A 26,197-nucleotide genomic window follows, 5' to 3' on the forward strand; every position below is an offset into this window, starting at 1 on the left:
GTGCGCCCGCTGGCGCCTCGCCCCTAGCTCGGGCCTCGGACCGGACTCCGGCCCGCTCCCCAGCCGGTGGGCTCGGCCGCCGCGACGACACACGTCGCCCCTGTTCCGCCCCGGCGGGGGTGGCTCCGCGTCTCGGGGGCCCGCGAGGCGGATGCCGGGCGCACGGGACGGCGGGACGCGCGCCAGGAGCCGGGGGCCTTCACTCGCCCCGCGCGCCCCTCCCCCACGCGCGTTCGCGGGTGCGTCCCCAGGCATTGGTCGTGCTGGTCGTGCATCGCTCGCGGTGCTGCCCCCGCGATGCGCGTACACAACCGGCACCCGGTCCGGCTCCTTCTGGGCCGTTCCCCTGCTCGAGGCCCGCTGCAGAACTCCAGGAGCGCGAGGGATGCTCCAGGAGCGGGCCGCACGATGCCCTGAACGACCGAGGGCTCCTCCCGCGCGTTGCGGGAGGAGCCCTCGGTGGAGCGAGCTCGGATCAGCTCTGCTGGGCGTTCTGCCCCACGTAGTACTCGAAGAGCAGGCCACCGATGGTGATCAGCAGTGCGGCACCGGCGATGAGGATCAGCCAGGAGTAGAAGAAGGCCAGCGCCAGGCCCATCAGCGCCGCCGAGGCCGCCAGGCCGAGGGGCCAGTAGCTCGCCGGGGGGAAGAAGCCCAGCTCGCCCGCGCCCTCGGCGATGTCGGCGTCCTTGCGGTCCTCCGGGCGGGCGTCGATGCGGCGGGAGACGAACCAGAAGAACCCGCCGATCAGGCCGGTGAGGCCACCGGAGAGGAGGAGCGCCGTGGTCCCGATCGGCTCGCGCGACCACCAGCCGTACACCACGGCGGCGATGACGCAGAACAGCGCGATGATGTTGAAGATGAGCGCCTCGACCTTCACGGCCGTGCCTCCTCGTGCGTCGGGACGATCAGGGGCGGGACGGGGCCGAACTCAGCCACCGGACTGCTGCTGGTTGATGTTCTTGTTCTGCAGCGCCTCGAACGGGGTGGTCGCCGAGGACAGCCCCGGCTGGCCGATCGCCTCCAGCGCGTCGTACGTGTCCAGCCCCGACTCACGGGCCTCGAGGTAGGCGTCGTAGTCCTCACCGGACACCGCGCGGACCTCGAAGTTCATGTACGCGTGGTACGTGCCGCACAGCTCGGCGCAGCGCCCGACGTAGGCGCCCTCCTCCTGGACGGTCACCTCGAAGACGTTGTCCCGGCCGTTCTCGTTGCCGGGGATGACGTCGAGCTTGAAGAGGAACTCGGGGACCCAGAACGAGTGGATGACGTCTGCGGAGGCCACCTCGAACCGGATGCTCCGGTCGGTCGGCACCACCAGGATCGGGATCTCGGAGCTGGTGCCGACGGTGTTGACCGGCTCGCCGTCCTCGCCCGTGGTCTCCGGGTACACGAACTGCCAGTTCCACTTGAAGGCGTTGACCGCGATCGTCTCGTCGGGGTCGTCGCTGCGCTCCATCACCCGGTTCTGCACGACCACCGTGTAGAAGAACAGCCCGGCGATGATCAGGAACGGCAGGATCGTGTAGACGATCTCCAGCGGCAGGTTGTACGCCGTCTGCTTCGGCAGCTCGTCGCTGCGCTTCCGGTGACGCACCACCGAGTAGAAGATCAGCCCCCAGACGGCGAAGCCGACGACGAGTGCCGCGATGACCGAACCGGTCCACAGCTCCCGCATGGACTCGGACCGGTCGGTGATGCCGTCCGGCCAGCCGAACCGCCAGAACTCGTTGTTCGGCATCTCACATCCGGTGAGGGTCACGACCCCCAGGAGACCGAGCGCGGCCAGCCGCGCGAGCCTGTTGCCTCGAGCCACTGCTCGCTGCCTCCTCGTCCTCCGTCCGGCTGCCCGGACGGTCCGTCCAGCGGGGCGCCCGCCGGTTCTGGCGGACGGCATCCTCGCCGATCACAGTGTGGGCCGAGACTAGCCGACACCGCTCGGCGGCCGAGCACCGGAGACACCGCCCCGGCGGGTCGCAGGGGTGGGAGTCGGCCGGGACCCGATCTGGTCCCGCATGCGACCGGAGGACTGCGCCGGGCGCCGGCGTGCGGCGGCACGAGGTCGGCCGGCACCCCGCCACCGACGGTTACAGTCAGGAGTGTGTTCTCCCGGCTGCTGACCCCCAAGTGGGTGCTGCTGCACCTGCTCGTGGCGGTCCTCTTCGTGGCCACCTTCTTCCTCGGCTACTGGCAGCTGACCAAGGCCGAGGCCGGCGGCGGCGCCGTCAACTGGAGCTACGCCCTGCAGTGGCCTCTGTACGGCTTCATGGGCCTGTGGTTCTACCTGCGCATGGTCAAGCTGGAGCTGAACCGCGACCCGGACGAGGACGCCCCCGGGGCGGCGGTCGTGCTCTACCAGCGCCCCCGCATCGACACGTCAGGAGATCCCGAACTGGCCGCCTACAACGCCTATCTCGCCGAGCTCAACGAGCGCGCCCTCGGCCAGCGGAGCTCCGGCAATGGCCGGTGACCGGGTGGCGCCGGCGCGCGACTCCGAGCAGGCGATCGCCGCGGCACTCCAGCGCTATCGCGTCATGGCCAACGTCGTCGGGGTTCTGCTGATCCTCCTGATCGTCGTCGCCGTCCCGCTGAAGTACCTGGCCGGGATGCCGACACCGGTCACGATCCTCGGCACCGCCCATGGCTGGCTCTACGCGCTCTTCTTCCTGTCCGCCGTCGACCTGGCGCTTCGGGCGAAGTGGAGCCTCAAGGGATCGATCGTCACGCTGGTCGCCGGAACCATCCCGTTCCTCTCCTTCGTCGCCGAGCGCACGGTCACACGCAAGATGCGGGTCGGCGAGCGCGTGTGACGCAGGCCCCGTCCCGGCCGCTGCGTGTCTCCCCCACCCCTGAGCACCTCCCGAACTCTTGAGCCCCTCCCCGATCCCGAGGACCTGCGCCTGATGTGTGGCCTGCTCGCCTATTTCTCCACCGACGCCGACCGGGTCGACGACGTCACGGTCGCCGACGTGCGGCAAGCACAGCACTGCATGCGCCACCGCGGCCCTGACGAGAACGAGGCCTGGTGGGACGACCGGGCGGTCTTCGGATTCAACCGGCTGTCCTTCATCGACATCGAGAACAGCCACCAGCCGATGCCGTACGCGGACGGCCGGTACCGGATCGTCTTCAACGGTGAGATCTACAACTACCTGGAGCTGCGGGCCGAACTGGCCGCCGCCGGGGCCACGTTCGCGACCGAAGGCGACACCGAGGCGATCGTCGCCGGCTACCACCTGTGGGGCGAGGACGTCGTCCTGAAGCTGCGTGGCATGTTCGCGTTCGTCATCTGGGACACCCACACACAGACCGTGTTCGGCGCCCGGGACCCCTTCGGCATCAAGCCGCTCTTCACCGCTCGCCTCGCCGACGGCGGGATCGTCTTCGGCTCCGAGAAGAAGGCGTTGCTGGAGCTGCTCGGTGGCACCAAGGGCGCCGGCGGTGTGGATGCCGCGTCACTGCAGCACTACCTGACCCTCCAGTACGTCCCCGAGCCCGCGACGCTGCACGCGGGCATCCGCCGCATCGAGAGCGGGACCAGCTTCACGGTCGCGGACGGCGAGCTGCGGACGACCCGCTACTTCCATCCCACGTTCCCGATCCGGCCGGTCGCCAAGGACGAGGAGCAGGCGCTCTACGACCGGATCGCCGACGTGCTCGACGACTCGGTGCGGATGCACATGCGGGCCGACGTCACGGTGGGCTCGTTCCTGTCCGGCGGCATCGACTCGACCGCCATCGCGGCGCTCGCCAAGCGCTACAACCCGAAGCTGCTGACCTTCACGACCGGGTTCGAGCGTGCGGGCTTCTCCGAGATCGACGTCGCGGCCGAGTCCGCGGCGGCGATCGGCGTCGAGCACATCACCAAGGTGGTGACGCCGGACGAGTTCGCCGACGCCATCCCCCTGGTGGTCTGGTACCTCGACGACCCGGTCGCCGACCCCGCGCTCGTGCCGCTGTACTTCATCGCCCGCGAGGCGCGGAAGCACGTGAAGGTCGTGCTGTCGGGTGAGGGCGCCGACGAGCTGTTCGGCGGCTACAACATCTACCGCGAGCCACTGTCACTGGCCGCGTTCGAGAAGCTGCCGACCGGCGTCCGCCGCGCTCTCGGCAGGCTCTCCACGCGGCTGCCGGACGGCATGCGCGGCAAGGACCTGCTGCGCCGCGGCTCAATCCCGCTGGAGCAGCGGTACTACGGCAACGCGCGGATCTTCCGCGACGACGAGCTGGGCTTCCTGGAGCGCCGGGATCCGGACCTCTCGCACGTGGCCGTCACCGCCGAGCTCTACCGGCGCACCCGGGCCGCCGGCTACGACGACGTGACGGCGATGCAGTACGTGGACCTGTTCACCTGGCTGCGGGGGGACATCCTCGTCAAGGCCGACAAGATGACGATGGCGAACTCGCTCGAGCTGCGGGTGCCCTTCCTCGACCCGGAGGTCTTCAGGGTCGCGAGCACGCTCCCGGTCGACCAGCGGGTGACCAAGGAGACGACGAAGTACGCCCTCCGGCGGGCGCTCGAGCAGATCGTGCCCCCGCACGTGCTCAACCGCCGCAAGCTCGGGTTCCCGGTCCCCACCCGTCACTGGCTCGCCGAGCAGCTGCACGACTGGGCCCGGCAGGTCATCGAGGAGAGCCAGACCGAGGAGTGGCTGGACAAGCAGCAGGTGCTGGCCATGTTGGCCGCGCACCGGGACAACCAGCGCAACGGCTCCGCGGTGGACTACTCGCGCAAGCTCTGGACGCTGCTCGTCTTCATGGTGTGGCACGGCATCTTCGTCGAGGAGCGGATCAAGCCGGTCATCCCGGAGACGGTCTACCCCGTTCGGCTGTGACATGGCGGTCCGCCGGACCGCACCGTCATGACATGGCGGTCCGCCGGACCGCACCGTCATGACATGGCGGTCCGCCGGACCGCACCGTCATGACATGGCGGTCCTCCGGACCGCACCGCGACCGGTTGCCGTCCCCCTGCCGTGTCGAGCCGCTTCGTCGCTCCTTGCGGAGACCCTCCGGGCTTCCACTCGTCACGACCCCTGAACGCGACAGAGCCCGGCACCTCGGAAAGGTGCCGGGCTCTGCCGGGAGAGTCCTACCTCAGCTGAAGCTGTCCCCGCAGGCGCAGGAGCTGCCCGCGTTGGGGTTGTCGATCGTGAAGCCCTGCTTCTCGATGGTGTCGACGAAGTCGATCGTCGCGCCGCCGAGGTACGGCCCGCTCATGCGGTCGACGATGACCTCGACGCCGCCGAACTCGTAGGTCTGGTCGCCGTCGAGGAACCGCTCGTCGAAGAACAGCTGGTACCGCAGACCCGAGCAACCGCCGGGCTGGACGGCGATGCGGAGCCGGAGGTCATCGCGGCCCTCCTGGTCCAGCAGCGCCTTGACCTTCGCGGCCGCGGGGTCGCTCAACACGACGCCGGTGACGCTCGGGGCCCCGCCGTCGAGGGTCGTGGTGTCCTGCACCGACATGTGTGTCCTCCCAGATCCGATGTGCCCGCTACGGCACGTACTGCACGGGACCAACACCGCCGCAGCGGTGCCTCTTCCCTGCCGCCCACCACTGTACGGCGCCGCAGGCGAGTTCCCCGGTCTCCTTCCCCACACACGTAGACTTCGAGCCCGTGAAGCTCCGCCTGCCCGGCCGCCGCGACCGCGCCGAGACGACCGACACCCCCGCCTCGGCCGAACTCACCGAGCAGCTGGTGCGCACGTCCGGGAAGGGCCGGCCCACCCCCAAGCGCAGCGAGGCGCAGGGGCGCCGTCCCGGTCCCCCGCCCCCGCCGCCCACCACCCGCAAAGAGGCCTACAAGCGGATGCGCGAGCAGCAGGCCACCCGACGGGCCGAGGCCCGCCAGGGAGCCGCCCGCGGCGACGACGCCTACCTGCCCGCCCGGGACCGCGGCCCGGTGCGCAAGCTGGTGCGCGACATCGTGGACGCCCGGCGCAACGTCGGCAGCTTCTTCCTCGCCATCGCCGGTGTGGCGCTGATCGGGACGGTCGTGCCCAGTCTCGTCGTCCGCAACTACGCGAGCTTCCTGCTCTTCGGCTTCTTCCTGTTGCTGATCGTCGACTCGGTGGTCCTCGGCCGCCGGATCAAGCGCAAGGTCACCGAGCGCTTCCCGGAGACGCAGAAGACCCGCGGTCTGGCGTGGTACGGCATCAGCCGGGCGACCATGATCCGCCGCTGGCGCTTCCCGAAGCCCGACGTCCCCCTGGGCGCCGACGTCTGAGGAAGGACCCCGTCCTCCCCACCCCTCGCAAGCTCGGGGCGGTCCCCTGGACGGGGCCACCGCCACTGCCCGTGCGAGTCCTGCAGCGACGCCCGCCGGCGCGGTGAGCAGCGGGGGCCGACGTCCGCCCTGGTCGACGGCGCCCTCCTGCTCGACCTCGCCCCGGGCCTGCCGCCCGATGGCGTCTTCCTCGGGGGCGTGCACACGATCCTCGTCACGCACGCCCACCCCGACCACTGCTCGCCGTTCGCCCTGCTCTGGCGGCACTGGGCGCGTCCGACCGCACCGCTCACGGTCGTGGGACCCGCACCGGTCCTCAAGGAGTGCCGCCCGTGGCTGGCGCCCGACGACCCGGTGCGGCTCACCGAGGTCGCGCCGGGTGACGCCCTCCGCTCCGGGGAGCACCTCGTCCGCATGCTGGCCGCGGACCATGAGGTGCCCTCGGTGCTCTACGACGTCACCGGCCGGGACGGCGAGCGGCTGCTGTACGCCACCGACACCGGTCCCCTGCCGGCCGCGACGGTGGAGGCGACTCGCGGAGCGGCCTACGACCTCGTCCTCCTGGAGCAGACCTTCGGCGACGTCCTGGACCACGGCACGTCGCACCTGGACCTCGCGACGTTCCCCGAGCAGCTGGCCCGGCTGCGCGCCGTCGGCGCCGTCACCGCGGACACCGACGTCGTCGCCGTGCACCTGGGCCATCACAATCCGCCGGCCCCGGAGCTGGCCCGGCGGCTGGCCGCACACGGAGCCCGGACGGTGGTGGACGGGACGTCCCTGACCGTCCGGGCCGGACGAGCGGCCCTCCCCCGCGGCGCCTAACGTCGCGGCACGTGGACTTTCGACGCCTCGGCCGCTCCGGCCTGAACACCTCCGAGATCGCCTACGGCAACTGGCTCACCCACGGTGGCCAGGTGGAGGAGGACGCCGCCTTCGCCTGCGTGCGGGCCGCCCTCGATGCCGGCATCACCACCTTCGACACCGCAGACGTCTACGCAGGCACCCGCGCGGAGGCCGTGCTCGGTCGCGCCCTGGAGGGCCAGCGACGGTCCTCCTACGAGTTGTTCACCAAGGTCTACTGGCCGACCGGCCCGGGACACAACGACCGCGGCCTGTCCCGCAAGCACATCATCGAGAGCTGCCACGCCTCCCTCGAGCGGCTGAAGACCGACTACGTCGACCTCTACCAGGCCCACCGCTACGACACGACGGTTCCGCTCGAGGAGACGATGACCGCGTTCGCCGACCTCGTGCGGGCGGGCAAGGCGCTCTACATCGGCGTCTCGGAGTGGAACGCCGAGCAGATCGCCGCCGGTGCGGCCCTGGCCCGCGAGCTCGACATCCAGCTGATCAGCAACCAGCCCCAGTACTCGATGCTCTGGCGGGTCATCGAGTCCGAGGTCGTCCCGACCTCGGAGAAGGAGGGGCTGTCGCAGATCGTCTGGTCCCCGCTGGCCCAGGGCGTGCTGACCGGCAAGTACCACCCCGGTCAGCAGCCACCGGCCGACAGCCGCGCCGGGCACGCCGAGGCCGGCAACTCGATGCGCAGATTCCTGCGTGACGACATCCTGACCCGCGTCCAGGACCTCCGGCCGATCGCCGGGGACCTGGGGCTGTCGATGGCCCAGCTGGCGATCGCCTGGGTGCTGCAGAACCAGAACGTCGCCGCCGCGATCATCGGCGCCACCCGGCCCGAACAGGTGCAGGACAACGTCGAGGCCGCCGGGGTCCGGCTCGACGCCGACGTCCTCCAGCGGATCGACGAGGTGCTCGGCGACGCCGTCGAGTGCGACCCGGCCAAGACGGCCCGAGGCTGAGGAAGGCTCCCTCCCGGGCATCCTGCGCACGCTCGGGGACGCCCGGGAGGCAGCCGACGGAGCCCTCGGCTCCGCTCAGGGAGCAGCGAGGCCCATCGGGCCGTAGACCTCGTCGTCGCCGTCGAAGAGGGTCACCGTGGCGACCCCCTTGTCGAGCAGCTCGCGCCAGTTCTCCCCGAGCCAGGACTCCGCGTCGCCCTGGTTGTCGGCGCCCGGCACCTCCACCCCGATCGAGGAGGGCTGGACGGCCGCTCCGGAGGAGTCCTCGAGTCGCCAGTGCCAGGTCATGGCAGGCAGGTTAGTGATCGATCCGGAGGTGCCGTGACCCATCAGCCGGTTACGGCCGCGCGAGCCGGGGCATGGGAGTCCATCGACCCGTCCAGCCGGAGGACCGATGACCGCACCGACGCACCAGCCCGACCCACACGGGGCCACTCGGGCACAGGCGACGCCCGACCCCGCGAACGCCTCCACCGGCGAGCTCATCGGTCAGCTGACCGAGCAATTGAGCCGGCTGGTCCGTGACGAGGCGCGCCTGGCCCAGGCCGAGGTCACCCAGAAGGCGAAGAAGCTCGGTGTCGGAGCCGGCCTGTTCGGCGGCGCCGGGCTGTTCGCCTTCTTCGGGCTCGCCGCCCTGATCACCACGATGATCCTCGCCCTGTCGCTGGTCCTCCCACACTGGCTGGCCGCGCTGATCGTGGCCGCCGTCCTCTTCGCCATCGCCGGGGTGCTGGCCCTGGTCGGCAGGAAGGACGTGCAGCAGGGATCCCCACCGGTGCCCAGCGAGGCCATCTCCAGCGTGAAGACCGACATCGCGACCGTGAAGGAGAGTGCGCGCCGGTGAGCACACCCAGTGGCGCCCACCCCGGGAACCGGCCGGCGCGAGACGCGGCGGACGGCGGACCGACCGAGCCGGACGCGATCCGGGCCGACATCGAGGCGACCCGCGAACAGCTGGGTCGCACCGTCGACGAGCTGAGCCAGCGCCTCGACGTCCCGGCCCGGGCCAAGGAAGGCGCGGCGCGGGCCAAGGACACCGCCGTCGAGACGTACCGCGAGAACCCCCCGGCGGTCGTCGGTGCCGGTGCGGCACTGTCCGTCCTGGTGGCGTTCGCCCTCTGGCGCCGGCGGCGCACGCGGCGCCGGGCCACCGTGGAGGGAGCCCTCGAGGAGTCGCGACGCGCACATGAGCGCGATGCCCAACGCGCCCGGAAGGAACTGGCTGCCCGGCGCGCCGCCGCGCGGAAGGCCAGGAGGAAGGCCGCGCAGAAGGCCGAGAAGAAGGCCCGCCCATTCGCGAGGAGGAAGCGTTGAGCAAGGGAGCAAAGTTCGCCTACCGGCCGATCGGCCTCATCGGCGGCATCCTGGCCGGAACCCTGTCCGGGATCGTCTTCAAGCAGATCTGGAAGCACGTCGCCGACGAGGAGGACGCCCCGACCGCCTTGCAGAGCGAGTACTCGATGCGCGAGGTGGTCCTCGCCGCCGCGATCCAGGGTGCGATCTTCGCCGCGACCAAGGCCGCCATCGATCGGGCGGGTGCGCGCGGGTTCAAGCAGCTCACCGGCTCCTGGCCGGGCGACTGACCACGCCTGTGGTGGCCGGCCCCTGGCGCCGACCGCCGCAGCACAGACACCACCACCGGGCCGGGCGACGGCCCAGCACGCAGGGGGGACCGCCATGACGGGCACCAGGCCCCGAGAGAGCGCCGTCGACCGGATCCGGGAGCGGGTGGAGGAGAAGGCCGCGCGCCGGGCCGCCGCTGCGAAGGCGGCCGCAGCACCGCCGGCCGGTGACCCGCACGCGCCACCGTCCGGCGCGCCGAGCGACCGCGAACTCCCCGGCCTCCACGCGGAGAAGCCCACCGAGATCCCGTGGGCCGGCTGGAAGCAGATCGTCAAGCGGTCCTGGGCCGAGCACAAGGCCGACAACATGCCGATCATCGCCGGTGGCGTGGCGTTCTTCGGCTTCCTCGCAATCTTCCCGGCACTGATCGCCCTGATCTCCATCTACGGCCTGGTCGCCTCGCCGGAGACCGTGGCGCGCCAGGTGGCGGACCTCTCGGCCCAGCTGCCGGACGAGGCAGCGGACCTCATCGGCAACCAGCTGCGCGCGATCGTGGAGAACAGCGGAGGGGCGCTGACGGTCAGCCTCATCGTCTCCGTCCTGGCTGCGCTGTGGAGCGCCTCGGGCGGGATGGGGAACATGGTCACCGCGGTCAACCTCGCATACGACGAGGTGGAGACCCGGAACTTCCTCAAGCTCCGGGCGCTCTCGCTGCTGCTGACCCTGGGCGGGATCGTCTTCGTCCTGATCACCTTCAGCCTCGTCGCCGTCGTCCCCGCGGTGATCAAGGAACTGCCGATGGGCAGCGTCGGCACGATCCTGGCCCAGGTGGTCCGCTGGGTGCTGCTGCTGGGCGTCTTCGCCGGATCGCTCGCCGTCCTCTACCGCCTTGCGCCCGACCGGGATGCCCCGCGCTTCCGCTGGGTCAGCCTCGGCGCCGTCGTCGTCACTGTGATCTGGGCGCTGGTCAGCGTCGGGTTCAGCCTCTACGTCAACAACTTCGGGTCCTACGACAAGACCTACGGCGCCATCGCCGGCGTCATCGTGCTGATGCTGTGGCTGTACCTGACCTGCTATCTCGTCCTCCTCGGCGCGGAGATCAACTCCGAGGTCGAGCACCAGACGGCGCACGACACCACCACCGGCGAGCCGCAGCCCATGGGGGCACGCGACGCCAGGATGGCCGACACGCTCCCGGAGAAGGCGGAGCCCGAGAAGGGCGACAGCAACCCCACCCGGAAGTAGCGGGACCCTGTCCCCCTCACCGCTCGCGAGCTCGCGGCGAGCCTCGGGCCGGGTCGGCCGGGAAGGGGGTCCTCACCGCACGTGGGACTCGACGAACGGCGGCTTCACGACCTCCACGGCCTGCGGCCGGCCCCGGACGTCGACGGCCAGCGGGTTCCCGGCCGCGACGCCGGCCGCGGCGTCGATCAGAGCGAGCGCGATCCCGGTGCGCAGTGTCGGGGAGAAGGTGCCGCTGGTGACCTCGCCGACCCGCTCCCCTGCGGCGTCGAGGACCGCCATGCCCGGCCGCGGGATGCCCCGACCGTCGGCGCGCAGACCCCAGAGCAGGCGGGCGGGGCCGGCCGCCTTCTCCGCGATCAACGCCTCCCGGCCCCAGAAGGCGGGCTTCTTCCAGCCGACGGCCCACCCGGCGCGCGCCTGGTTCGGAGTGATCTCCCGCGACAGCTCGTGGCCGTGCAGCGGATACCCCATCTCGGTGCGCAGCGTGTCGCGGGCGCCCAGGCCGCACAGCCGGATCCCCTGGTCCTGGCCCGCCTCCAGCACCGCGTCCCAGAGCGCACCCGCGTTCTCCGCGGCGACGAGCAGCTCGTAGCCGTGCTCACCGGTGTAGCCGGTGCGGCACACCGTCACCTCCGCGCCCTGGCCGCCGGTACCGGTCACGAACGACATGTAGGACAGCTCCCCCGGCAGGCCGAGCAGCTCGAGCACCTGCAGCGAGCGTGGTCCCTGCAGCGCCAGGACGGCGACCTCCGCGTGCCGATCGGTGACGGTGACCCCGGCCGGTGCGGCGTCGGCCAGACGCCCGAGCACCTCGGCGGCGTTGGCGGCGTTCGGCACCAGCAGGACGTCGTCCTCGCCGTGCAGGTACACGATCAGGTCGTCGACGACGCCACCGGCCTGAGGATCCCCGTCGGGCAGGCAGCAGAGCGTGTACTGCGCCTGGCCGGGACCGATGCGGGAGAGGTCGTTGGTCAGGCAGGAGTCCACGAAGGCCGCCGCGCCCGGCCCCCGGACGGTCGCCGTCCCGAGGTGCGACACGTCGAAGAGCCCGACACCGGAGCGCACGGCGGTGTGCTCGGCCAGGACACCGCCGCCGGCGTACTCGATGGGCATCGACCAGCCACTGAAGTCGGCGAGCTTGGCGCCGGCCGCGACGTGGCGGTCGTGAAGGGGGGAGGTCAGCGGGCTCACGGCCGGAACGCTAGCGCGGCCCTCCGTGGTGACGGGACGGAGCGGCCCGCTGCAGGGACCTGCGCCGAGCCTGCGAGGCGTGGGGGCAGCAGGCGGCCCCTCTGCGGGGTCCCGCCGCGAGCGGGCGAGCGGTGGGGGGCAGCAGGCGGCCCCTCTGCGGGGTCCCGCCGCGAGCGGGCGAGCGGTGGGGGGGCAGCAGGCGGCCCCTCTGCAGGGTCCCGCCGCGAGCGGGCGAGCGGTGGGGGGGCAGCAGGCGGCCCCTCTGCAGGGTCCCGCCGCGAGCGGGCGAGCGGTGGGGGGCAGCAGGCGGCCCCTCTGCAGGGTCCCGCCGCGAGCGGGCGAGCGGTGGGGGGCAGAGGGGTCCTTCTAGGATCGAGCGGTGCCGCCGACGATCATCGCCACCGACCACCCGCTGGAGAAGCTGACCGGGGACGCCGTCGTCGTCGCCGTCGGCAAGGGCCCGGACGGGCCGCTGCCCACCCCCGGCGCAGAGGCCGTCGACCGGCTCCTGGGCGGCCGCCTCCTGCCGGCGCTGGCCGACCTCGGCGTGCGCGGCACCGAGGACGAGGTCACCCGGCTGCCCTCCTTCGGCCAGGGCCCCTTCCCCGTCGTCGCCGTGACCGGCCTGGGTGCGCCCGACGGCGCCGGCACGTACGCCCCCGAGGCGGTGCGCCGTGCGGCCGGGGCTGCCAGCCGCGCGTTGGGCGGGCGCCGCCGCGTGGTCAGCCTGCTCGCCGCCGTGGGCGGCACCCCGGATGCCGGGCGGCTGCACGCCGTGGGTGAGGGTGCGCTGCTGGGCGCCTACGAGTTCACCGCCTACAAGTCCGAGCTGCCCGCCGGGCGCCTGGCGCCGCCGAGCGAGTTCACCATCGTCGTCCCCGACACGGGAGCCGCGGAGACGGCTCTGCGCCGGGTACGGGCGGTCGCCGACGCCGTCGCTCTCGTCCGTGACCTGGTGAACACGCCGCCCAACGACCTCTACCCCGCCGAGCTGGCCGCCCGCGGTGCCGCAGCCGGCGAGAAGGCCGGACTGGCCGCCGAGATCCTCGACGAGGACGCGCTCGCCGCCGGTGGCTACGGCGGCATCCTCGCCGTCGGCCAGGGCTCGACCCGCAAGCCGCGCCTGCTCCGGCTCTCCTACACCGGCCCCGGGGCGCACAAGAAGAAGGTCGCCCTGGTCGGCAAGGGCATCACCTTCGACAGTGGCGGGCTCTCCATCAAGCCGGCGCTGAAGATGGAGGACATGAAGAGCGACATGGCGGGCGCCGCCGCCGTGATCGCCACCGTGTGTCTCGTGGCCCAGCTCAACCTGCCCGTCGACGTCGTCGCCACCGTGCCGATGGCCGAGAACCTGCCGAGCGGCACCGCCTACCGCCCCGCCGACGTGGTGACCTTCCGCAACGGCAAGAAGGCCGAGATCACCAACACCGATGCCGAGGGCCGGGTCATCCTCGCGGACGCGATCGCGCGGGCCGCCGAGGACCGGCCGGACGTCCTGCTGGAGACCTCCACCCTCACCGGGGCGCAGCTGGTCGCCCTCGGCACCCGCACCGCCGGCGTCATGGGCAGCGACGACCTCCGCGACGCCGTCGTCGCGGCGTCCCGGCGCAGCGGCGAGGGGATGTGGCCGATGCCGCTGCCGGCCGAGCTGCGGAAGGGCCTGGACTCCCCCATCGCCGACTTCGTCAACGCCAACGCCGACCGGATGGGCGGCATGCTCGTCGGCGGCCACTTCCTCGCGGAGTTCGTCCCGGAGGGGCTGGCCTGGGCGCACATCGACATCGCGGGCCCGAGCTACAACACCGGCGCGCCGTGGGGATACACGCCCAAGGGCGGCACCGGTGTCCCGGTGCGCACGCTGCTGGCCACCATCGAGGACCTCATCGCGAAGTGACGTGATGGAACGGCCCCGTCCGGAGGCTCGCCCCCAGCGTGCGAGGGGTGAGGGGGACGGGGTCCTTCAACGGTGGTCCTTCGACCAGTCGCGCATGCGCTGGGGGTATCCGGTCACCTGGACGTCGTAGACCGGGATCGCGAGGTCGCGGGAGAGACGGCGGGCGACATGGGGCCCGTCGATGCGGCGGCGGGTCCACTCGCCGTCCACCGCGACCAGCACGATCGTCGTCTCGGTGACCGCCGTCCGGGGCTCGACGTAGCCCTCGACGCCCCGCCGGGTGGCCACGAACTGCTCCAGATGGGTCAGGTCCGCCCGCTGCGAGGCCCGGTCGAGCGTGCCCGGACGGCTCTGGCCATCCCGTCCTCCCGGGGCGCGGCGGCCCCTCCGGCGCAATCGGTCGAACAACCCCATGGCGCCTCTTTCGTCGTTGCGACAGCACGGTGATCTTTCCGACGCTCGGGATGGCAACGGCGCTCCCGGCCGGGTCGTTCCCGGAGTGGCAGGATGACCCCAAGCCCCCGCCCGAACGGGCGGGACGCCCACGACAGCATCGAGGAGAACTCGTGAGCACACCCACCTCCCCCGCCGACCTGGTCATCCTCGGTGGTGGCTCGGGTGGCTACGCCGCGGCTTTCCGCGCGACCGAACTCGGCCTGAACGTCGTCCTGATCGAGAAGGACAAGGTCGGCGGCACGTGCCTCCACCGCGGCTGCATCCCGACGAAGGCTCTGCTGCACGCCGGAGAGGTCGCCGACCTGGCCCGCGAGGGCGAGCAGTTCGGCGTCAAGACGTCGCTGGCCGGCATCGACATGGACGGCGTCAACGCCTACAAGGACGGCGTCGTCTCCAAGCTCTACAAGGGGCTGCAGGGTCTGGTGAAGGCCCGCAAGATCACCTACGTCGAGGGCGAGGGCCGGCTGACGTCCCCCACGACGGTCGAGGTCAACGGCCAGACCTACGAGGGCAAGCACATCCTGCTGGCCACCGGGTCCTACGCCCGCTCGCTGCCCGGCCTCGACATCGACGGCACCCGGGTCATCACCAGCGACCACGCGCTGAACATGGACCGAGTTCCAGCCTCGGCGATCATCCTCGGCGGCGGCGTCATCGGCTGCGAGTTCGCGAGCGCCTGGAAGTCCTTCGGCGTCGACGTCACCATCGTCGAGGCTCTGCCCCACCTGGTGCCACTGGAGGACGAGGCCTCCTCGAAGCTGCTGGAGCGCGCATTCCGGCGGCGCAAGATCGGCTTCGAGCTCGGCAGCCGCTTCTCCGGCGTCCAGACCACCGAGAACGGCGTCAAGATCTCCCTCGAGAACGGCAAGGAGCTGGAGGCCGAGCTGCTGCTCGTCGCCGTCGGGCGCGGGCCGGTCAGCCAGGGCCTCGGCTACGAGGAGGCCGGCGTGGCCATGGACCGCGGCTACGTCCTCGTCGACGAGCTGTGCCGCACCAACCTGCCGACCGTCTCGGCCGTCGGCGACCTGATCCCCACCCTGCAGCTGGCCCACGTCGGCTTCGGCGAGGGCATCCTCGTCGCCGAGCGCGTGGCCGGGCTGAACCCCGCCCCCATCGACTACGCGGGCGTCCCGCGCATCACGTACTCCGACCCCGAGGTCGCCTCGGTCGGGCTCACCGAGGCCCAGGCCAAGGAGAAGTACGGCCAGGTCAAGACCCTCACCTACGACCTCGCCGGCAACGGCCGCAGCCAGATCCTCAAGACGACCGGCGCGGTGAAGCTCGTGCAGGCCGAGGACGGTCCGGTCGTGGGCATCCACATGGTGGGCAGCCGCGTCGGCGAACTCATCGCCGAGGCCCAGCTGATCTACAACTGGGAGGCCGAGGCCGACGACGTCGCCAGCCTCATCCACCCGCACCCGACGCAGAGCGAGGCGCTCGGTGAGGCCCATCTGGCCCTCGCCGGCAAGCCCCTGCACGTGCACGGCTGACCCGTTTCCACACCCGTCCCCCTCCCCAGCCAGAAGGAGCATTGCCCCGATGCCGACGTCCGTCACCATGCCCGCCCTGGGCGAGAGCGTCACCGAGGGCACGGTCACCCGCTGGCTCAAGCAGGAGGGTGAGCAGGTCCAGGTCGACGAGCCCCTCCTCGAGGTCTCGACCGACAAGGTCGACACCGAGATCCCGTCGCCGGCAGCCGGCGTGCTGACCAAGATCCTCGTCGCCGAGGACGAGACCGTGGAGGTCGGCGCCGAGCTCGCGGTCATCGGCGGTGACGGTGCCGGCGGTGGCGCGGGCGACACCGGGTCGGCGGAGGACGCCGACACGACACCGCAGACCCCTGCCCAGCAGGTCGAGGACGCGGGCCCGGAGCCGCAGGAGGAGGCACCGGCCCCCCAGCAGGAGCCGGCGCCCGCCTCGGCCGACAGCGGCTCCAGCGGTGGCGGTGGCGGTGGCGAGGGAACTCCGGTGACCATGCCGGCCCTCGGCGAGAGCGTCACGGAGGGCACCGTCACCCGGTGGCTCAAGGCCGTCGGTGACGAGGTCAGCGCGGACGAGCCTCTGCTGGAGGTCTCGACCGACAAGGTCGACACCGAGATCCCCTCGCCGGTCAGCGGCACCCTTCTGGAGATCACGGTCAACGAGGACGAGACCGTCGACGTCGGCGCGCAGCTGGCGGTCATCGGTTCGGCTGCGGCCGGCGGCTCGGCCGCACCCGCCGCTCCCGCGCCGCAGCAGGAGGCCCCGAAGCAGGAGGCCCCGGCTCCTCAGCAGCCGGCACCGCAGGAGGCGCGGCCCGCCTCGGAGCAGCCGGGTGGTGACTACGGCTCGAGCGGCGGCATGCCGACCCAGTCCCCCACGTCCGCCCCTGCCCCCTCGTCGGCAGTGGCCCCGCAGGCGCCGGCGGAGGCCGGGCAGGAGCCGAGCGGTGACGGCGGTGGCAACTACGTCACGCCGCTGGTCCGCCGGCTGGCCGCGGAGAAGGGCGTCGACCTCGGCACCGTGTCCGGTACCGGTGTGGGCGGGCGGATCCGGAAGCAGGACGTCCTCGCCGCCGCCGAGAAGGCTGCGACGCCGGCTCCCGCAGCTGCCGCGCCTGCCGCGGCGAGCGCCGGCGGAGCACGGACGCCGTCGCCGGCGGCCACGCCCGACACCTCCGTCCGGGGTCGCACGGAGAAGATGTCGCGCCTCCGGGCGGTCATCGCCCGGCGGATGGTGGAGTCGCTGCAGGTCAGCGCCCAGCTCACCACCGTTGTCGAGGCCGACGTTACCCGGATCGCGAACCTGCGGCAGCAGGCCAAGAAGAACTTCGAGGCCCGGGAGGGCGTCAAGCTCTCGTTCCTGCCGTTCTTCGCCAAGGCTGCGGTCGAGGCGTTGAAGGCCCACCCGTCGGTCAACTCCTCGATCGACCAGGAGGCCGGCACCGTCACCTACCACGACACCGAGAACCTGGGTGTCGCGGTGGACACCGACCGTGGCCTGCTGGTGCCGGTCATCCACGACGCCGGCGACCTCAGCCTCGGCGGGATCGCCCGCAAGATCGCCGACCTGGCCGAGCGGACCCGGACCAACAAGGTCACGCCGGACGAGCTGGGTGGTGGCACCTTCACGCTCACCAACACCGGGAGCCGAGGGGCGCTGTTCGACACCCCGATCATCAACCAGCCGCAGGTGGCCATCCTCGGCACCGGCTCGGTGGTCAAGCGCCCGGTGGTCGTCAACGACCCGGAGCTGGGCGAGGTCATCGCCGTCCGGTCGATGGTCTACCTGGCGCTGACCTACGACCACCGGATCGTCGACGGCGCCGACGCCGCTCGGTTCCTCACCACGGTCCGGGAACGGTTGGAGGCCGGCCAGTTCCACGGCGAGCTCGGACTCGCCTGAGCAAAGACCCCCTGCCCCCCACCACTCGCGAGCTCGCGGCGGGCCCCCTGCAGGGGGCCCGCCGTCGCCCGTTCCTCAGGAGGGTCGCTTGAAGATCGCGGTCACCGGTGCGTCGGGGCTCATCGGCGGCCGGCTGGTCCCGGCTCTGCAGGCTGACGGCCACGACGTCATCCGGCTCGTGCGGCGCACCCCCCGCACCGTCGACGAGCACCGCTGGGCCCCGCAGCACCGGCGGCTCGCCCCGGATCTGCTCGAGGACGTCGACGCGGTGATCAACCTGGCGGGGACGCCGATCCGTCCCCGCCCGTGGACGCCCGCCTACAAGCAGCGCCTGCTCAACAGTCGCCTGGACGCCACCGCCACCGTCAGCGAGGCACTCGCCGCGGCGGCGGCCGCGGACCCCACCCGTCACCGCGTGCTGCTGTCCGCCTCCGGGATCGGTTACTACGGCGACGCCGGGGACAAGCCCATCGACGAGACCGAGCCACCCGGCAGCGACTTCCTCGCCGAACTGTGCGCCCGCTGGGAGGGCGCGACGGCGCCCGCCGAGGAGGCCGGGGTCCGCGTGGTCCTCCTGCGCACCGGGCTCGTGATCGGGCACGGCGCGATGCTGATGCGGATCCTGGGCCTGCTGTTCCGCGCCGGGCTGGGTGGCAGGCTGGGGTCGGGTCGGCAGTACTGGCCGTGGATCAGCTTGCAGGACGAGGTGGACGCCATCCGCTTCCTCCTGCAGTCCGACCTGATGGGGCCGGTCAACCTGACCGCGCCCCGGCCCGTGACCAACGCCGAGTTCACGCGTGAACTGGGCCGGGTGGTTCGCCGGCCCACGGTCCTCCCCGTGCCCGGTCCCCTCCTGTCCCTCGCCCTGGGCGAGTTCGCGCGGTCGAGCGTGCTCGGTGGACAGCAGGCCCTGCCCGCGAGACTGACCGCTGCCGGCTTCACGTTTACCCACACCAGCCTGGAAGTCGCCCTCCGCGAGGCCCTGGCGAAGGAGTAGAGAACCTTCCGCCGGTCGACCGCCTCAGCCGACCCGCTCCGCGGTGTCGATCCGCCATCCCTCGGTGGTACGCACCAGCACCATGCGGACGTCGCTCTCGGAGCGCCCTCGCGCCGTACGGATCGCCGGCCCGTCCGAGGCCCCGGCGGGGACGACGTCGTAGTCCGGCCAGCGATCGGTCAGGTGCACCTCGACCCGGTCGCCGCGGTCGTTGATGCCGGTCACGGCCACCACCGTCGGGCTGAACCCGCGAAGCACCTCCCCCGCCTCCGCCAGCCGCAGGGCGTGCTCCTCGTCGGCCGCTCGTAGCGAGCTGCCCGGCGCGTACACGTCTGCCAGTAGCGCCGTCGAGGCGGAGGCGAACGCGCTCGCCCGACGCCGATAGAGCTCCTCCACCACTGCGCGCCAGCCCTCCACCGAGTCCGGTGCGTCCTGGCGGTCCGCGAGGGAACCGGCGTCCGGGGCGGGGCCCGGGACCGGCGCCGTACCGGGGACCGGCGCCGTACCGGGGACCGGCGCCGTACCGGGGACCGGCGCCGTACCGGGGACCGGCGCCGTACCGGGGACCGGCGCCGTACCGGGGACCGGGGCAGTACGGGGGACCGGCGCCGTACCGGGGACCGGCGCCGTACCGGGGACCGGGGCAGTACGGGGGACCTCGACGGGTGGATTCCCGGACGTCGGTGCAGCGTCGCTCCCCTCGGACGCCCTTGCCGCTGCCCGGCCCGAGACCACGGCGGCGACCATCGCCCTCGCAGCGTCGTCCGGATCGCTGTCGGCGTCACCGGCCCAGCGCACGGCCAGCCAGCCGGTCGCGAGAAGGGCGGCGACCGCCACGGCGACGACCGCACCGCGGCCGGCCAGCGACCTCCCGCGCAGGCCGGCCCGTTCCTGCAGCGCCATGGACCAGCGCTCCCGGCGGCCCGGGGGCTCGACGATGACCGGCGCCGGCCGTACCCGGTGGCCGGGCACCTGATGGGTCAGTTCGGTGCGCGGTCCGTGGCCGGTGCGGCCCAGCTCCCCGTCCGGCCCGCCGTCCGACGGCAGCCGCACCGGTTCGGGGCGGCAGGCGTGCCGCAGGTCGAGGGCGAAGGCCGCCGCCGAGCCGCGGTCGTGCGGATCGGCGGCCAGCCCGCGGGCGATCACCTCGATCAGTTGCGGCGGCGCCTCCGGAGCCAGCTCCGCGAGGTCCGGGAGCTCACCCTCGGCGGCCACCGCCAGCGTGTCCGCCGACGTCGCGGCGTTCCACGGTGCGATGCCGGTCAGCGCATGGAAGGCCGCGGCCGCGACCCCGAAGACGTCCGAGGCCGGCCCGGGTGCACCCCCGCGGGCCACGGTCGGATCGACATAGGGTGGCGTGACCTCCGCAGCTGCCGGCTCCCCCAGCACCCGTGCCACACCGAGGTCGGTCAGGACCGGGCGACCCTCCGCGGTGAAGACGATGTTCCCCGGCGAGAGGTCGCCGTGGACGACGCCGTGCGCATGGGCGTGGGCGAGGGCGGCGGCCACCGGAGCGATCGCCGTCACCACCTCCCCGGGGCGCAGCCGCCCCCGCCGGGCCAGGAGCGCCGACAGGCTGCCGCCGGGGAGGAGCTCCAGCACGAGGGCGACGCGGGTGGCACCTCCGCGCCGCGGCTGGTGCACGACCTCGATCAGACGCACCAGGTGCGGATGGTCGAGCGCGCCGAGCAGCGAAGCCTCGCGGGCCTGCCGCTCGGGATCACCGGCCACCAGCACCTTCACGGCGACCGGCTCCCCGCCACGCCGCGGAACCGCCCGCCAGACCTCGCCCGAGCCGCCGCGGCCGAGGAGCTCCTCCAGCGAGTAGCCGGGGACGACGGGCGGCTGGGGGACATCGGAACCGAGGGGTGGAACGGCAGGCATGACCGGACCGTAGGTCGCTCCGGCCGGCGCCCGCTTCGGCCGTCCACAGGCAGGGCCGCCGTCCCCAGGGGCTCACCCCGTCGGTGGGGCCACCCGGCCGCGCCCTAGGTTCGAGGCATGCCTGCCGCACAGCCCACCATCCTCGCGACCAGCATGGGCTTCACCTCGCGCGGTCGCGGGCCCTACGACTGGCGGCCCGGCCCGGTCTTCGACCTGGCCGTCGAACTCGCCGGGGCGCCGGACCGGCCGAGGCTCTGCTACCTCGGCACGGCCACCGGCGACGACCCGGTCCGGGTGGCCGGGGTCTACGGGGCTTTCGCCGGGAGCCACGTCCAGGTGAGCCACCTGAGCCTCTTCCCGATGCCGACGGTGCCCGATCTCCGGGCCCACCTGCTCGCACAGGACGTCATCTGGGTCGGGGGCGGGAGCGTGGCCAACCTGCTGGCCGTGTGGCGCGTGCACGGCCTGGACGACGTGCTCACCGAGTGCTGGCGCGCCGGAGTCGTGCTGGGCGGGGTGTCGGCCGGGTCGCTGTGCTGGCACGTCGGTGGCACCACCGACTCGTACGGGCCCGATCTGCGCCCCGTGACGAACGGGCTGGGGCTCATCCCGACGTCCAACGGCGTGCACTACGACTCCGAGGAGCAGCGACGTCCGCTCTACCACCGGCTGGTGGCCGACGGGACGCTGCCCGGCGGGCATGCCACCGACGACGGCGTCGGCCTGGTCTACCGGGGAACCGAACTCGTCGAGGCGGTCGCCGACAGTCCCGACAAGGCGGCATACCGCGTCGAACGCGGCCCGGACGGCACGGCCGTCGAGACCCGCATCGCTCCCCGCCGGCTGCGCTGAAGGCCCCGTCCCGGGCGGCCCCGTCCGGAGGCTCGCCGCGAGCGTGCGAGCGGTGAGAGGGACGGGGTCCTGTTACTAGGCTGGAGCGGTGACAGCGCTGAAGATCATCCGGGCGGGCACGGTTCCCTACGAGGAGGCCTGGGCGCAGCAGCGGGGCCTGCACGCGCAGCGGGTCGCCGGCGAGGTCCCCGACACCCTCCTGCTGCTCGAGCACCCGTCGGTCTACACCGCCGGCCGGCGTACCGAGCCGCACGAGAGGCCGTTCGACGGCACGCCGGTGGTGGACGTCGACCGCGGCGGCAAGATCACCTGGCACGGGCCGGGGCAGCTGGTCGGCTACCCGATCGTCGCCCTGCCCGATCCGGTCGACGTGGTGGCCTACGTGCGCCGGCTGGAGGACGCGCTGATCGAGGTCTGCGCGGGCTTCAGCCTCCCCACAGGACGGGTCGAGGGCCGCAGCGGTGTCTGGGTGGCCGCTGACGCGCCGGGCTCCGGGACCCGCCCCGAGCGGAAGGTGGCCGCCATCGGGGTCCGGGTGGCCCGCGGCGTGACGATGCACGGCTTCGCACTGAACTGCGATCCCGACATGAGCGCGTTCGGGGCGATCGTCCCGTGCGGCATTCCCGACGCCGGTGTCACGTCGCTGTCGGCGGAGCTCGGCCGCGACGTCACCACCGCCGAGGCCGTGGGCCCGGTCGAGTCCGCCATGAGCCGGGTGCTGGCGTTCGAGCCGGCTACCGCCGGATGACCCGGCTCCCCACCAGCACCTACGTCAGCCTGACCACCTTCCGGCGCACGGGCGCGCCCGTCGCCACCCCTGCCTGGGCAGCCCCGGCCGGCGAGACGCTGGTCGTCTGGACCGGGCAGGCTCCGGCAAGGTCGTCCCGGCGGGGAGCACGACCAGGCCCTCGGGGCGCTGCGCCGCGAGTACGGGCACGTTCCAGATCGGCCACGTCACGTCACGGCTCCGGTGGCCGGCTGACCCGCCCCAGTCCGGAAGGGCACGAACTCGTCCGGAGCCGGCCGGCCTGACACCCCCGTGAGGGACTTTCGGTACCGAAAGTCCCTCACGGGGGTCAGCCGAGGACGAAGTTGACCAGCCGGCCGGGGACGGCGACGACGCGGCGCACGGTCGCGCCGTCGAGGTAGCCGGCGATCTTCTCGTCGGCCCGCGCGGCCTCCTCCAGCGCTGCCGCGTCGGCGTCGGCCGGAACGCTGACCTGCGAGCGCACCTTGCCGTTCACCTGGACGGCGACCTGCACGGTGTCCTCGACCAGCCATCGCTCGTCGGCCACCGGGAACGGGTCCCAGGCACACGACCGGTCATGCCCCAGCCGCGTCCACAGCTCGTCGGCCAGATGGGGCGCCAAGGGAGCGATCAGCAGCACCAGCGGTTCGACGACCGGACGCGGGACCGGAGACGTCGCCCCGTACGCCTGCGTGAGGTGGTTGGTCAGCTCGGTGATCCGGGCGATGGCGATGTTGAACCGCAGCGTCGACAGGCCGTCCCGCACACCGGCGATCGCCCGGTGCAGCGCCCGCAGGGTCCCCTCGTCCGGCTCGACGTCATCGGCCGCCCGCACCGCCCCGGTCTGCTCGTCGACGACCACACGCCAGATCCGCTGCAGCAGCCGCTGCGAGCCGACGACGGCCTTGGTCTCCCACGGCCGCGACTGCTCCAGCGGCCCGGTCGACATCTCGTAGACGCGGAACGTGTCGGCACCGTACGCGCCGATCATCTCGTCCGGCGTGACCATGTTCTTCAGGCTCTTGCCGATCTTCCCGTACTCACGGTTGACCGGCTTGCCCTCGTAGAAGAACCGCCCGTCCTTCTCCACCACGTCGGCCGCGGGCACGTAGAAGCCCCGTTCGTCGGTGTAGGCGAAGGCCGAGATGTAGCCCTGGTTGACCAGCCGGCGGAACGGCTCCTCGCTGGAGACGTGGCCCAGGTCGTGCAGCACCTTGTGCCAGAAGCGGGCGTAGAGCAGGTGCAGGACGGCGTGCTCGACGCCGCCCACGTACAGGTCCACGCCCCCGACGTCACCGGGCTCGCGCGGGCCCAGCCAGTAGCGCTCCAGTTCCGGGTCGACCATCCGCTCGTCGTCGCCGGGGTCCAGGTAACGCAGGTAGTACCAGCAGGAGCCGGCCCAGTTGGGCATCGTGTTGGTCTCGCGGCGGTACTTCTTCGGTCCGTCGCCCAGGTCCAGCTCCACCGTCGTCCACTCGGTGGCCCGGGACAGCGGCGGCTCCGGCGCGGAGTCGGCGTCGTCGTCGGCGAAGGTCTTCGGCGAGTAGTCGTCGACCTCGGGCAGCAGCACCGGCAGCATCGAGGTCGGGACGGCCACCGGCAGCTCGTTCTCGTCGTAGACGATGGGGAACGGCTCGCCCCAGTAGCGCTGCCGGCTGAACAGCCAGTCGCGCAGCTTGTAGGTGGTGGCCGCCTCGCCGTGGCCGTGCTCGACCAGCCAGTCGGTGATCGTCGCGATCGCGGTGGCCTTGTCCAGGCCGTCCAGTGAGATCTCGTCGTTGGCCGAGTTGATCATCGGGCCGGCGCCGGTGTACGCGCCGCCGTCGAACCCGGCCGGCGGCTGCACCGTGCGGACGACGGGAAGACCGAACGTCTCGGCGAACTCCCAGTCCCGGGTGTCCTCGCCCGGGACCGCCATGATCGCGCCGGTCCCGTAGCCGGTCAGCACGTAGTCGGCGATGAAGACCGGCAGCAGCGCGCCGTTGACCGGGTTGGTGGCCGTGACCCCCAGCCACACGCCGGTCTTCTCCCGGGCGGCGTCCTGGCGGTCCAGCTCGGAGCGGCGGGAGGCCTGCCGCTGGTAGGCGCTGACCGCCTCTCGCGGGGTCGCCGCTCCCCCGGTCCACCGCGGGTCGGTGCCGTCGGGCCACGCGTCGGCGGTCAGTGCCTCGACCAGCGGGTGCTCCGGCGCCAGCACCATGTACGTGGCCCCGAACAGCGTGTCGGGGCGGGTGGTGAAGACCTCGATCGTCTGGGTCCCGCACGAGAACCCGATGCGCGCACCGGTCGACCGGCCGATCCAGTTGCGCTGCATCAGCTTCAGGGACTCGGGCCAGTCCATGCGGTCCAGGTCGGCCAGCAGGCGGTCGGCGTAGGCGGTGATCCGCATCATCCACTGGGTCAGCGGACGGCGGAACACCGGGAAGTTGCCCCGCTCGGAGCGCCCGTCGGCGGTGACCTCCTCGTTGGAGAGCACCGTCCCCAGGCCGGGGCACCAGTTGACCGGTGCCTCGTGCAGGTAGGCCAGCCGGTGGGCGTCGACGACCCGTCGCCGCTCGACGTCGTCCAGTTCGGCCCAGGGGCGGCCGGACGGGTTGGTGCCGGGGGCCGGCTCACGAGTGCCGGCGTCCAGCTCGGTGACCAGCTCCTCGATCCGCCGTGCCTTGCCCGCGGTCTCGTCGAACCAGGAGCCGAAGATCTGCAGGAAGATCCACTGGGTCCACTTGTAGTAGCCGGGGTCGATCGTGGCGAAGCTGCGGCGGTCGTCGTGGTCCACGCCCAGCCGGCGCAGCTGCGCTCGGATGGCCTTGATGTTGGCCTCGGTGGTGATCCGCGGGTGCTGCCCGGTCTGGACGGCGAACTGCTCGGCGGGCAGGCCGAAGGCGTCGTAGCCCATCGGGTGCAGGACGTTGTCGCCGTCCATCCGCCGGAACCGGCTGGTGACATCGGTGCCCAGGTACCCCAGCGGGTGGCCGACGTGCAGGCCGGCACCCGACGGATACGGGAACATGTCCATCGCGAAGTACTTGGGCCGGTCGGCGACCCGCTCGAAGCCCTCGGACAGCCGCCCGACCGGGTTCGGGGTGTGGAACGTCCCCTCGCGCTCCCAGCGGTCCTGCCAGGCGAGCTCGATCTCCTGGGCCAGCGCCGGGGTGTAACGGTGCGGCGGGACGTCACCCGACGCCTGGTCGACACCGGGCTGGTCGGCGGTCTGGCTCATCGCTGTGCTCCTGGGGTCCTCGGGCGCTCGTACCGGCGGCGGGCAGAAAAAAACCCCTCACGCATGGAGGGGTCGCCGTGCTGTCCGAATCGTCAGGTCAGCACGGCCGGAGAAGCAGGAGCCGACCGGTCACGTGTCCGAGCCTACCGCGCAGAGCACCTCGGGGCCGTCGCCGGCTCCGAGGTCGGCGCCGCCCGGGTCACGACCCGGCTCCATCCTCCCCGGTGCCGGTCCCGCGCGTCCGTCGGCTCTCCGGGGCGCGAGGCCACCGAGCGCCCAAGTCGGAAGCCCACGATGTCGGCTTCCCCGACCTTCGCGGAGGCCGTCGCGCCCCTGACCCACCCGGTCATCCACAGCGTGGCTCAGAGACGTTCTCGGCGAGGCATCCGTTTCAGACGAATTCGTTCCTAAAATCTTGCAGAAGCTCTTCACGCGCCTGGTCGTCGGGCGTAACGTCCTCCAGGCGCGACCCATCACACCAAGGTCCAGGCATCCGTAGAGCTAAGAATCGATCACGGATCGACCCGCAGATCTGGGTGCCAGAAGTGTCTTCGGCTGATTTCAACAGCGCAGATCGCCGTGCGTCCGACTCTTCCGCCACGAGGTGGCCTGCCGCCACCGCTCACCATTGGGAATTGACACCTGTAGTCCCGGTGCGGTCTTTCCTGTGCCGGGTGCAGTCATTCGAGAACCGATAGTAGGCAGCCGATAGGAAA

24 protein-coding genes are annotated in these 26,197 nt (G+C 72.3%); 16 read left to right on the forward strand and 8 right to left on the reverse strand.

Annotated features, from left to right (window positions below; translation table 11 throughout):
• Window positions 1–475: 475 nt before the first annotated feature.
• Both CHB94_RS04485 and ctaC read right to left on the reverse strand, forming a co-directional pair.
• On the reverse strand, window positions 476–880 hold the full coding sequence (locus CHB94_RS04485) for a cytochrome c oxidase subunit 4 (RefSeq protein ID WP_089335371.1): 405 nt from the start codon (window positions 878–880) through the stop codon (window positions 476–478).
• A 51-nt stretch (window positions 881–931) separates the two neighbouring features.
• Window positions 932–1,816: an aa3-type cytochrome oxidase subunit II gene (ctaC, locus tag CHB94_RS04490; RefSeq protein ID WP_217899160.1), complete on the reverse strand. Its 885-nt coding sequence runs from the start codon at window positions 1,814–1,816 to the stop codon at window positions 932–934.
• 285 nt (window positions 1,817–2,101) lie between these two features.
• Here ctaC and CHB94_RS04495 point away from each other — a divergent pair, with 285 nt between their 5' ends.
• From CHB94_RS04495 to asnB, 3 genes are all read left to right on the forward strand, one after another.
• The gene (locus CHB94_RS04495; protein ID WP_089335373.1) at window positions 2,102–2,470 is read left to right on the forward strand and encodes a metalloprotease; all 369 of its coding nucleotides are present in this window, start codon (window positions 2,102–2,104) and stop codon (window positions 2,468–2,470) included.
• Complete coding sequence (locus tag CHB94_RS04500; protein ID WP_089335374.1) at window positions 2,460–2,810, forward strand: DUF3817 domain-containing protein; 351 nt, start codon at window positions 2,460–2,462, stop codon at window positions 2,808–2,810. Before CHB94_RS04495 ends, CHB94_RS04500 begins: the two co-directional genes overlap by 11 nt.
• Window positions 2,811–2,903: 93 nt before the next feature.
• Window positions 2,904–4,835 (forward strand): asparagine synthase (glutamine-hydrolyzing), encoded by a 1,932-nt coding sequence (gene asnB / locus CHB94_RS04505; protein ID WP_089335375.1) that lies wholly within the window; start codon window positions 2,904–2,906, stop codon window positions 4,833–4,835.
• Between the two features lie 262 nt (window positions 4,836–5,097).
• Here the strand turns inward: asnB and CHB94_RS04510 are convergent, their stop codons facing one another.
• On the reverse strand, window positions 5,098–5,469 hold the full coding sequence (locus CHB94_RS04510) for a HesB/IscA family protein (protein ID WP_089335376.1): 372 nt from the start codon (window positions 5,467–5,469) through the stop codon (window positions 5,098–5,100).
• Between the two features lie 152 nt (window positions 5,470–5,621).
• Here CHB94_RS04510 and CHB94_RS04515 point away from each other — a divergent pair, with 152 nt between their 5' ends.
• From CHB94_RS04515 to CHB94_RS04525, 3 genes are all read left to right on the forward strand, one after another.
• Window positions 5,622–6,230: a DUF3043 domain-containing protein gene (locus CHB94_RS04515; RefSeq protein WP_089335377.1), complete on the forward strand. Its 609-nt coding sequence runs from the start codon at window positions 5,622–5,624 to the stop codon at window positions 6,228–6,230.
• Window positions 6,231–6,428: 198 nt separating this feature from the next.
• Window positions 6,429–7,052 carry an MBL fold metallo-hydrolase gene (locus CHB94_RS04520; RefSeq protein WP_217899161.1) on the forward strand — a complete coding sequence of 208 codons (624 nt, stop codon included), beginning with the start codon at window positions 6,429–6,431 and terminating at the stop codon, window positions 7,050–7,052.
• Window positions 7,053–7,063: 11 nt separating this feature from the next.
• The gene (locus tag CHB94_RS04525; protein WP_089335379.1) at window positions 7,064–8,047 is read left to right on the forward strand and encodes an aldo/keto reductase family protein; all 984 of its coding nucleotides are present in this window, start codon (window positions 7,064–7,066) and stop codon (window positions 8,045–8,047) included.
• 75 nt (window positions 8,048–8,122) lie between these two features.
• On the opposite strand, the gene CHB94_RS04530 is transcribed toward CHB94_RS04525, so the two are convergent.
• Entirely contained in the window at window positions 8,123–8,335 is a 213-nt protein-coding gene (locus CHB94_RS04530) for a hypothetical protein (protein ID WP_089335380.1), read from the reverse strand.
• Window positions 8,336–8,441: 106 nt separating this feature from the next.
• Between CHB94_RS04530 and CHB94_RS04535 the strand changes: the two genes are divergently transcribed.
• The 4 genes from CHB94_RS04535 to CHB94_RS04550 all read left to right on the forward strand — a co-directional run bounded on the left by CHB94_RS04535 (window position 8,442) and on the right by CHB94_RS04550 (window position 10,855).
• Entirely contained in the window at window positions 8,442–8,891 is a 450-nt protein-coding gene (locus tag CHB94_RS04535; RefSeq protein WP_089335381.1) for a phage holin family protein, read from the forward strand.
• Window positions 8,888–9,361, forward strand: a complete 474-nt coding sequence (locus tag CHB94_RS04540) for a DUF3618 domain-containing protein (protein ID WP_089335382.1) — start codon at window positions 8,888–8,890, stop codon at window positions 9,359–9,361. The genes CHB94_RS04535 and CHB94_RS04540 overlap by 4 nt, the downstream gene beginning before the upstream one ends.
• On the forward strand, window positions 9,358–9,630 hold the full coding sequence (locus CHB94_RS04545) for a DUF4235 domain-containing protein (protein WP_089335383.1): 273 nt from the start codon (window positions 9,358–9,360) through the stop codon (window positions 9,628–9,630). The genes CHB94_RS04540 and CHB94_RS04545 overlap by 4 nt, the downstream gene beginning before the upstream one ends.
• 94 nt (window positions 9,631–9,724) lie before the next feature.
• On the forward strand, window positions 9,725–10,855 hold the full coding sequence (locus CHB94_RS04550; protein ID WP_089335384.1) for a YihY/virulence factor BrkB family protein: 1,131 nt from the start codon (window positions 9,725–9,727) through the stop codon (window positions 10,853–10,855).
• Window positions 10,856–10,927: 72 nt separating this feature from the next.
• Here CHB94_RS04550 and gcvT read toward each other — a convergent pair whose 3' ends face one another.
• Complete coding sequence (gene gcvT / locus CHB94_RS04555) at window positions 10,928–12,046, reverse strand: glycine cleavage system aminomethyltransferase GcvT (protein WP_089335385.1); 1,119 nt, start codon at window positions 12,044–12,046, stop codon at window positions 10,928–10,930.
• A gap of 379 nt (window positions 12,047–12,425) precedes the next feature.
• Between gcvT and CHB94_RS04560 the strand changes: the two genes are divergently transcribed.
• Window positions 12,426–13,940 carry a leucyl aminopeptidase gene (locus CHB94_RS04560; RefSeq protein WP_089335386.1) on the forward strand — a complete coding sequence of 505 codons (1,515 nt, stop codon included), beginning with the start codon at window positions 12,426–12,428 and terminating at the stop codon, window positions 13,938–13,940.
• 66 nt (window positions 13,941–14,006) lie between these two features.
• Here the strand turns inward: CHB94_RS04560 and CHB94_RS04565 are convergent, their stop codons facing one another.
• Window positions 14,007–14,354, reverse strand: coding sequence for an oxidoreductase (locus CHB94_RS04565; protein ID WP_089335387.1), 348 nt, complete (start codon window positions 14,352–14,354; stop codon window positions 14,007–14,009).
• 152 nt (window positions 14,355–14,506) lie between these two features.
• Between CHB94_RS04565 and lpdA the strand changes: the two genes are divergently transcribed.
• From lpdA to CHB94_RS04580, 3 genes are all read left to right on the forward strand, one after another.
• Entirely contained in the window at window positions 14,507–15,886 is a 1,380-nt protein-coding gene (gene lpdA / locus CHB94_RS04570) for a dihydrolipoyl dehydrogenase (protein ID WP_089335388.1), read from the forward strand.
• Between the two features lie 49 nt (window positions 15,887–15,935).
• A complete protein-coding gene (sucB, locus tag CHB94_RS04575; protein ID WP_089335389.1) occupies window positions 15,936–17,780 on the forward strand; it encodes a 2-oxoglutarate dehydrogenase, E2 component, dihydrolipoamide succinyltransferase in 1,845 nt (614 codons plus the stop codon).
• Between the two features lie 88 nt (window positions 17,781–17,868).
• On the forward strand, window positions 17,869–18,777 hold the full coding sequence (locus tag CHB94_RS04580; RefSeq protein ID WP_089335390.1) for a TIGR01777 family oxidoreductase: 909 nt from the start codon (window positions 17,869–17,871) through the stop codon (window positions 18,775–18,777).
• 24 nt (window positions 18,778–18,801) lie between these two features.
• Here CHB94_RS04580 and CHB94_RS25985 read toward each other — a convergent pair whose 3' ends face one another.
• On the reverse strand, window positions 18,802–20,661 hold the full coding sequence (locus CHB94_RS25985) for a serine/threonine-protein kinase (RefSeq protein WP_254920397.1): 1,860 nt from the start codon (window positions 20,659–20,661) through the stop codon (window positions 18,802–18,804).
• Window positions 20,662–20,778: 117 nt separating this feature from the next.
• Here CHB94_RS25985 and CHB94_RS04590 point away from each other — a divergent pair, with 117 nt between their 5' ends.
• On the forward strand, window positions 20,779–21,513 hold the full coding sequence (locus CHB94_RS04590) for a Type 1 glutamine amidotransferase-like domain-containing protein (RefSeq protein WP_089335391.1): 735 nt from the start codon (window positions 20,779–20,781) through the stop codon (window positions 21,511–21,513).
• Window positions 21,514–21,601: 88 nt separating this feature from the next.
• A complete protein-coding gene (gene lipB, locus CHB94_RS04595; protein WP_089335392.1) occupies window positions 21,602–22,261 on the forward strand; it encodes a lipoyl(octanoyl) transferase LipB in 660 nt (219 codons plus the stop codon).
• Window positions 22,262–22,589: 328 nt separating this feature from the next.
• Here lipB and leuS read toward each other — a convergent pair whose 3' ends face one another.
• Complete coding sequence (gene leuS / locus CHB94_RS04605; RefSeq protein WP_089335393.1) at window positions 22,590–25,481, reverse strand: leucine--tRNA ligase; 2,892 nt, start codon at window positions 25,479–25,481, stop codon at window positions 22,590–22,592.
• Window positions 25,482–26,197 lie beyond the last annotated feature (716 nt).

It is taken from the genome of Blastococcus mobilis (assembly GCF_900188025.1).
GTDB classification, from domain to species: domain Bacteria; phylum Actinomycetota; class Actinomycetes; order Mycobacteriales; family Geodermatophilaceae; genus Blastococcus_B; species Blastococcus_B mobilis.

Coding starts and splice junctions, on each gene's coding strand:
- CHB94_RS04500 (WP_089335374.1), top strand. CDS start 2,460: ATGGCCGGTGACCGGGTGGCGCCGGCGCGCGACTCCGAGCAGGCGATC.
- asnB (WP_089335375.1), top strand. CDS start 2,904: ATGTGTGGCCTGCTCGCCTATTTCTCCACCGACGCCGACCGGGTCGAC.
- CHB94_RS04510 (WP_089335376.1), bottom strand. CDS start 5,469: ATGTCGGTGCAGGACACCACGACCCTCGACGGCGGGGCCCCGAGCGTC.
- CHB94_RS04530 (WP_089335380.1), bottom strand. CDS start 8,335: ATGACCTGGCACTGGCGACTCGAGGACTCCTCCGGAGCGGCCGTCCAG.
- CHB94_RS04535 (WP_089335381.1), top strand. CDS start 8,442: ATGACCGCACCGACGCACCAGCCCGACCCACACGGGGCCACTCGGGCA.
- CHB94_RS04550 (WP_089335384.1), top strand. CDS start 9,725: ATGACGGGCACCAGGCCCCGAGAGAGCGCCGTCGACCGGATCCGGGAG.
- CHB94_RS04565 (WP_089335387.1), bottom strand. CDS start 14,354: ATGGGGTTGTTCGACCGATTGCGCCGGAGGGGCCGCCGCGCCCCGGGA.
- sucB (WP_089335389.1), top strand. CDS start 15,936: ATGCCGACGTCCGTCACCATGCCCGCCCTGGGCGAGAGCGTCACCGAG.
- CHB94_RS25985 (WP_254920397.1), bottom strand. CDS start 20,661: ATGCCTGCCGTTCCACCCCTCGGTTCCGATGTCCCCCAGCCGCCCGTC.
- CHB94_RS04590 (WP_089335391.1), top strand. CDS start 20,779: ATGCCTGCCGCACAGCCCACCATCCTCGCGACCAGCATGGGCTTCACC.
- leuS (WP_089335393.1), bottom strand. CDS start 25,481: ATGAGCCAGACCGCCGACCAGCCCGGTGTCGACCAGGCGTCGGGTGAC.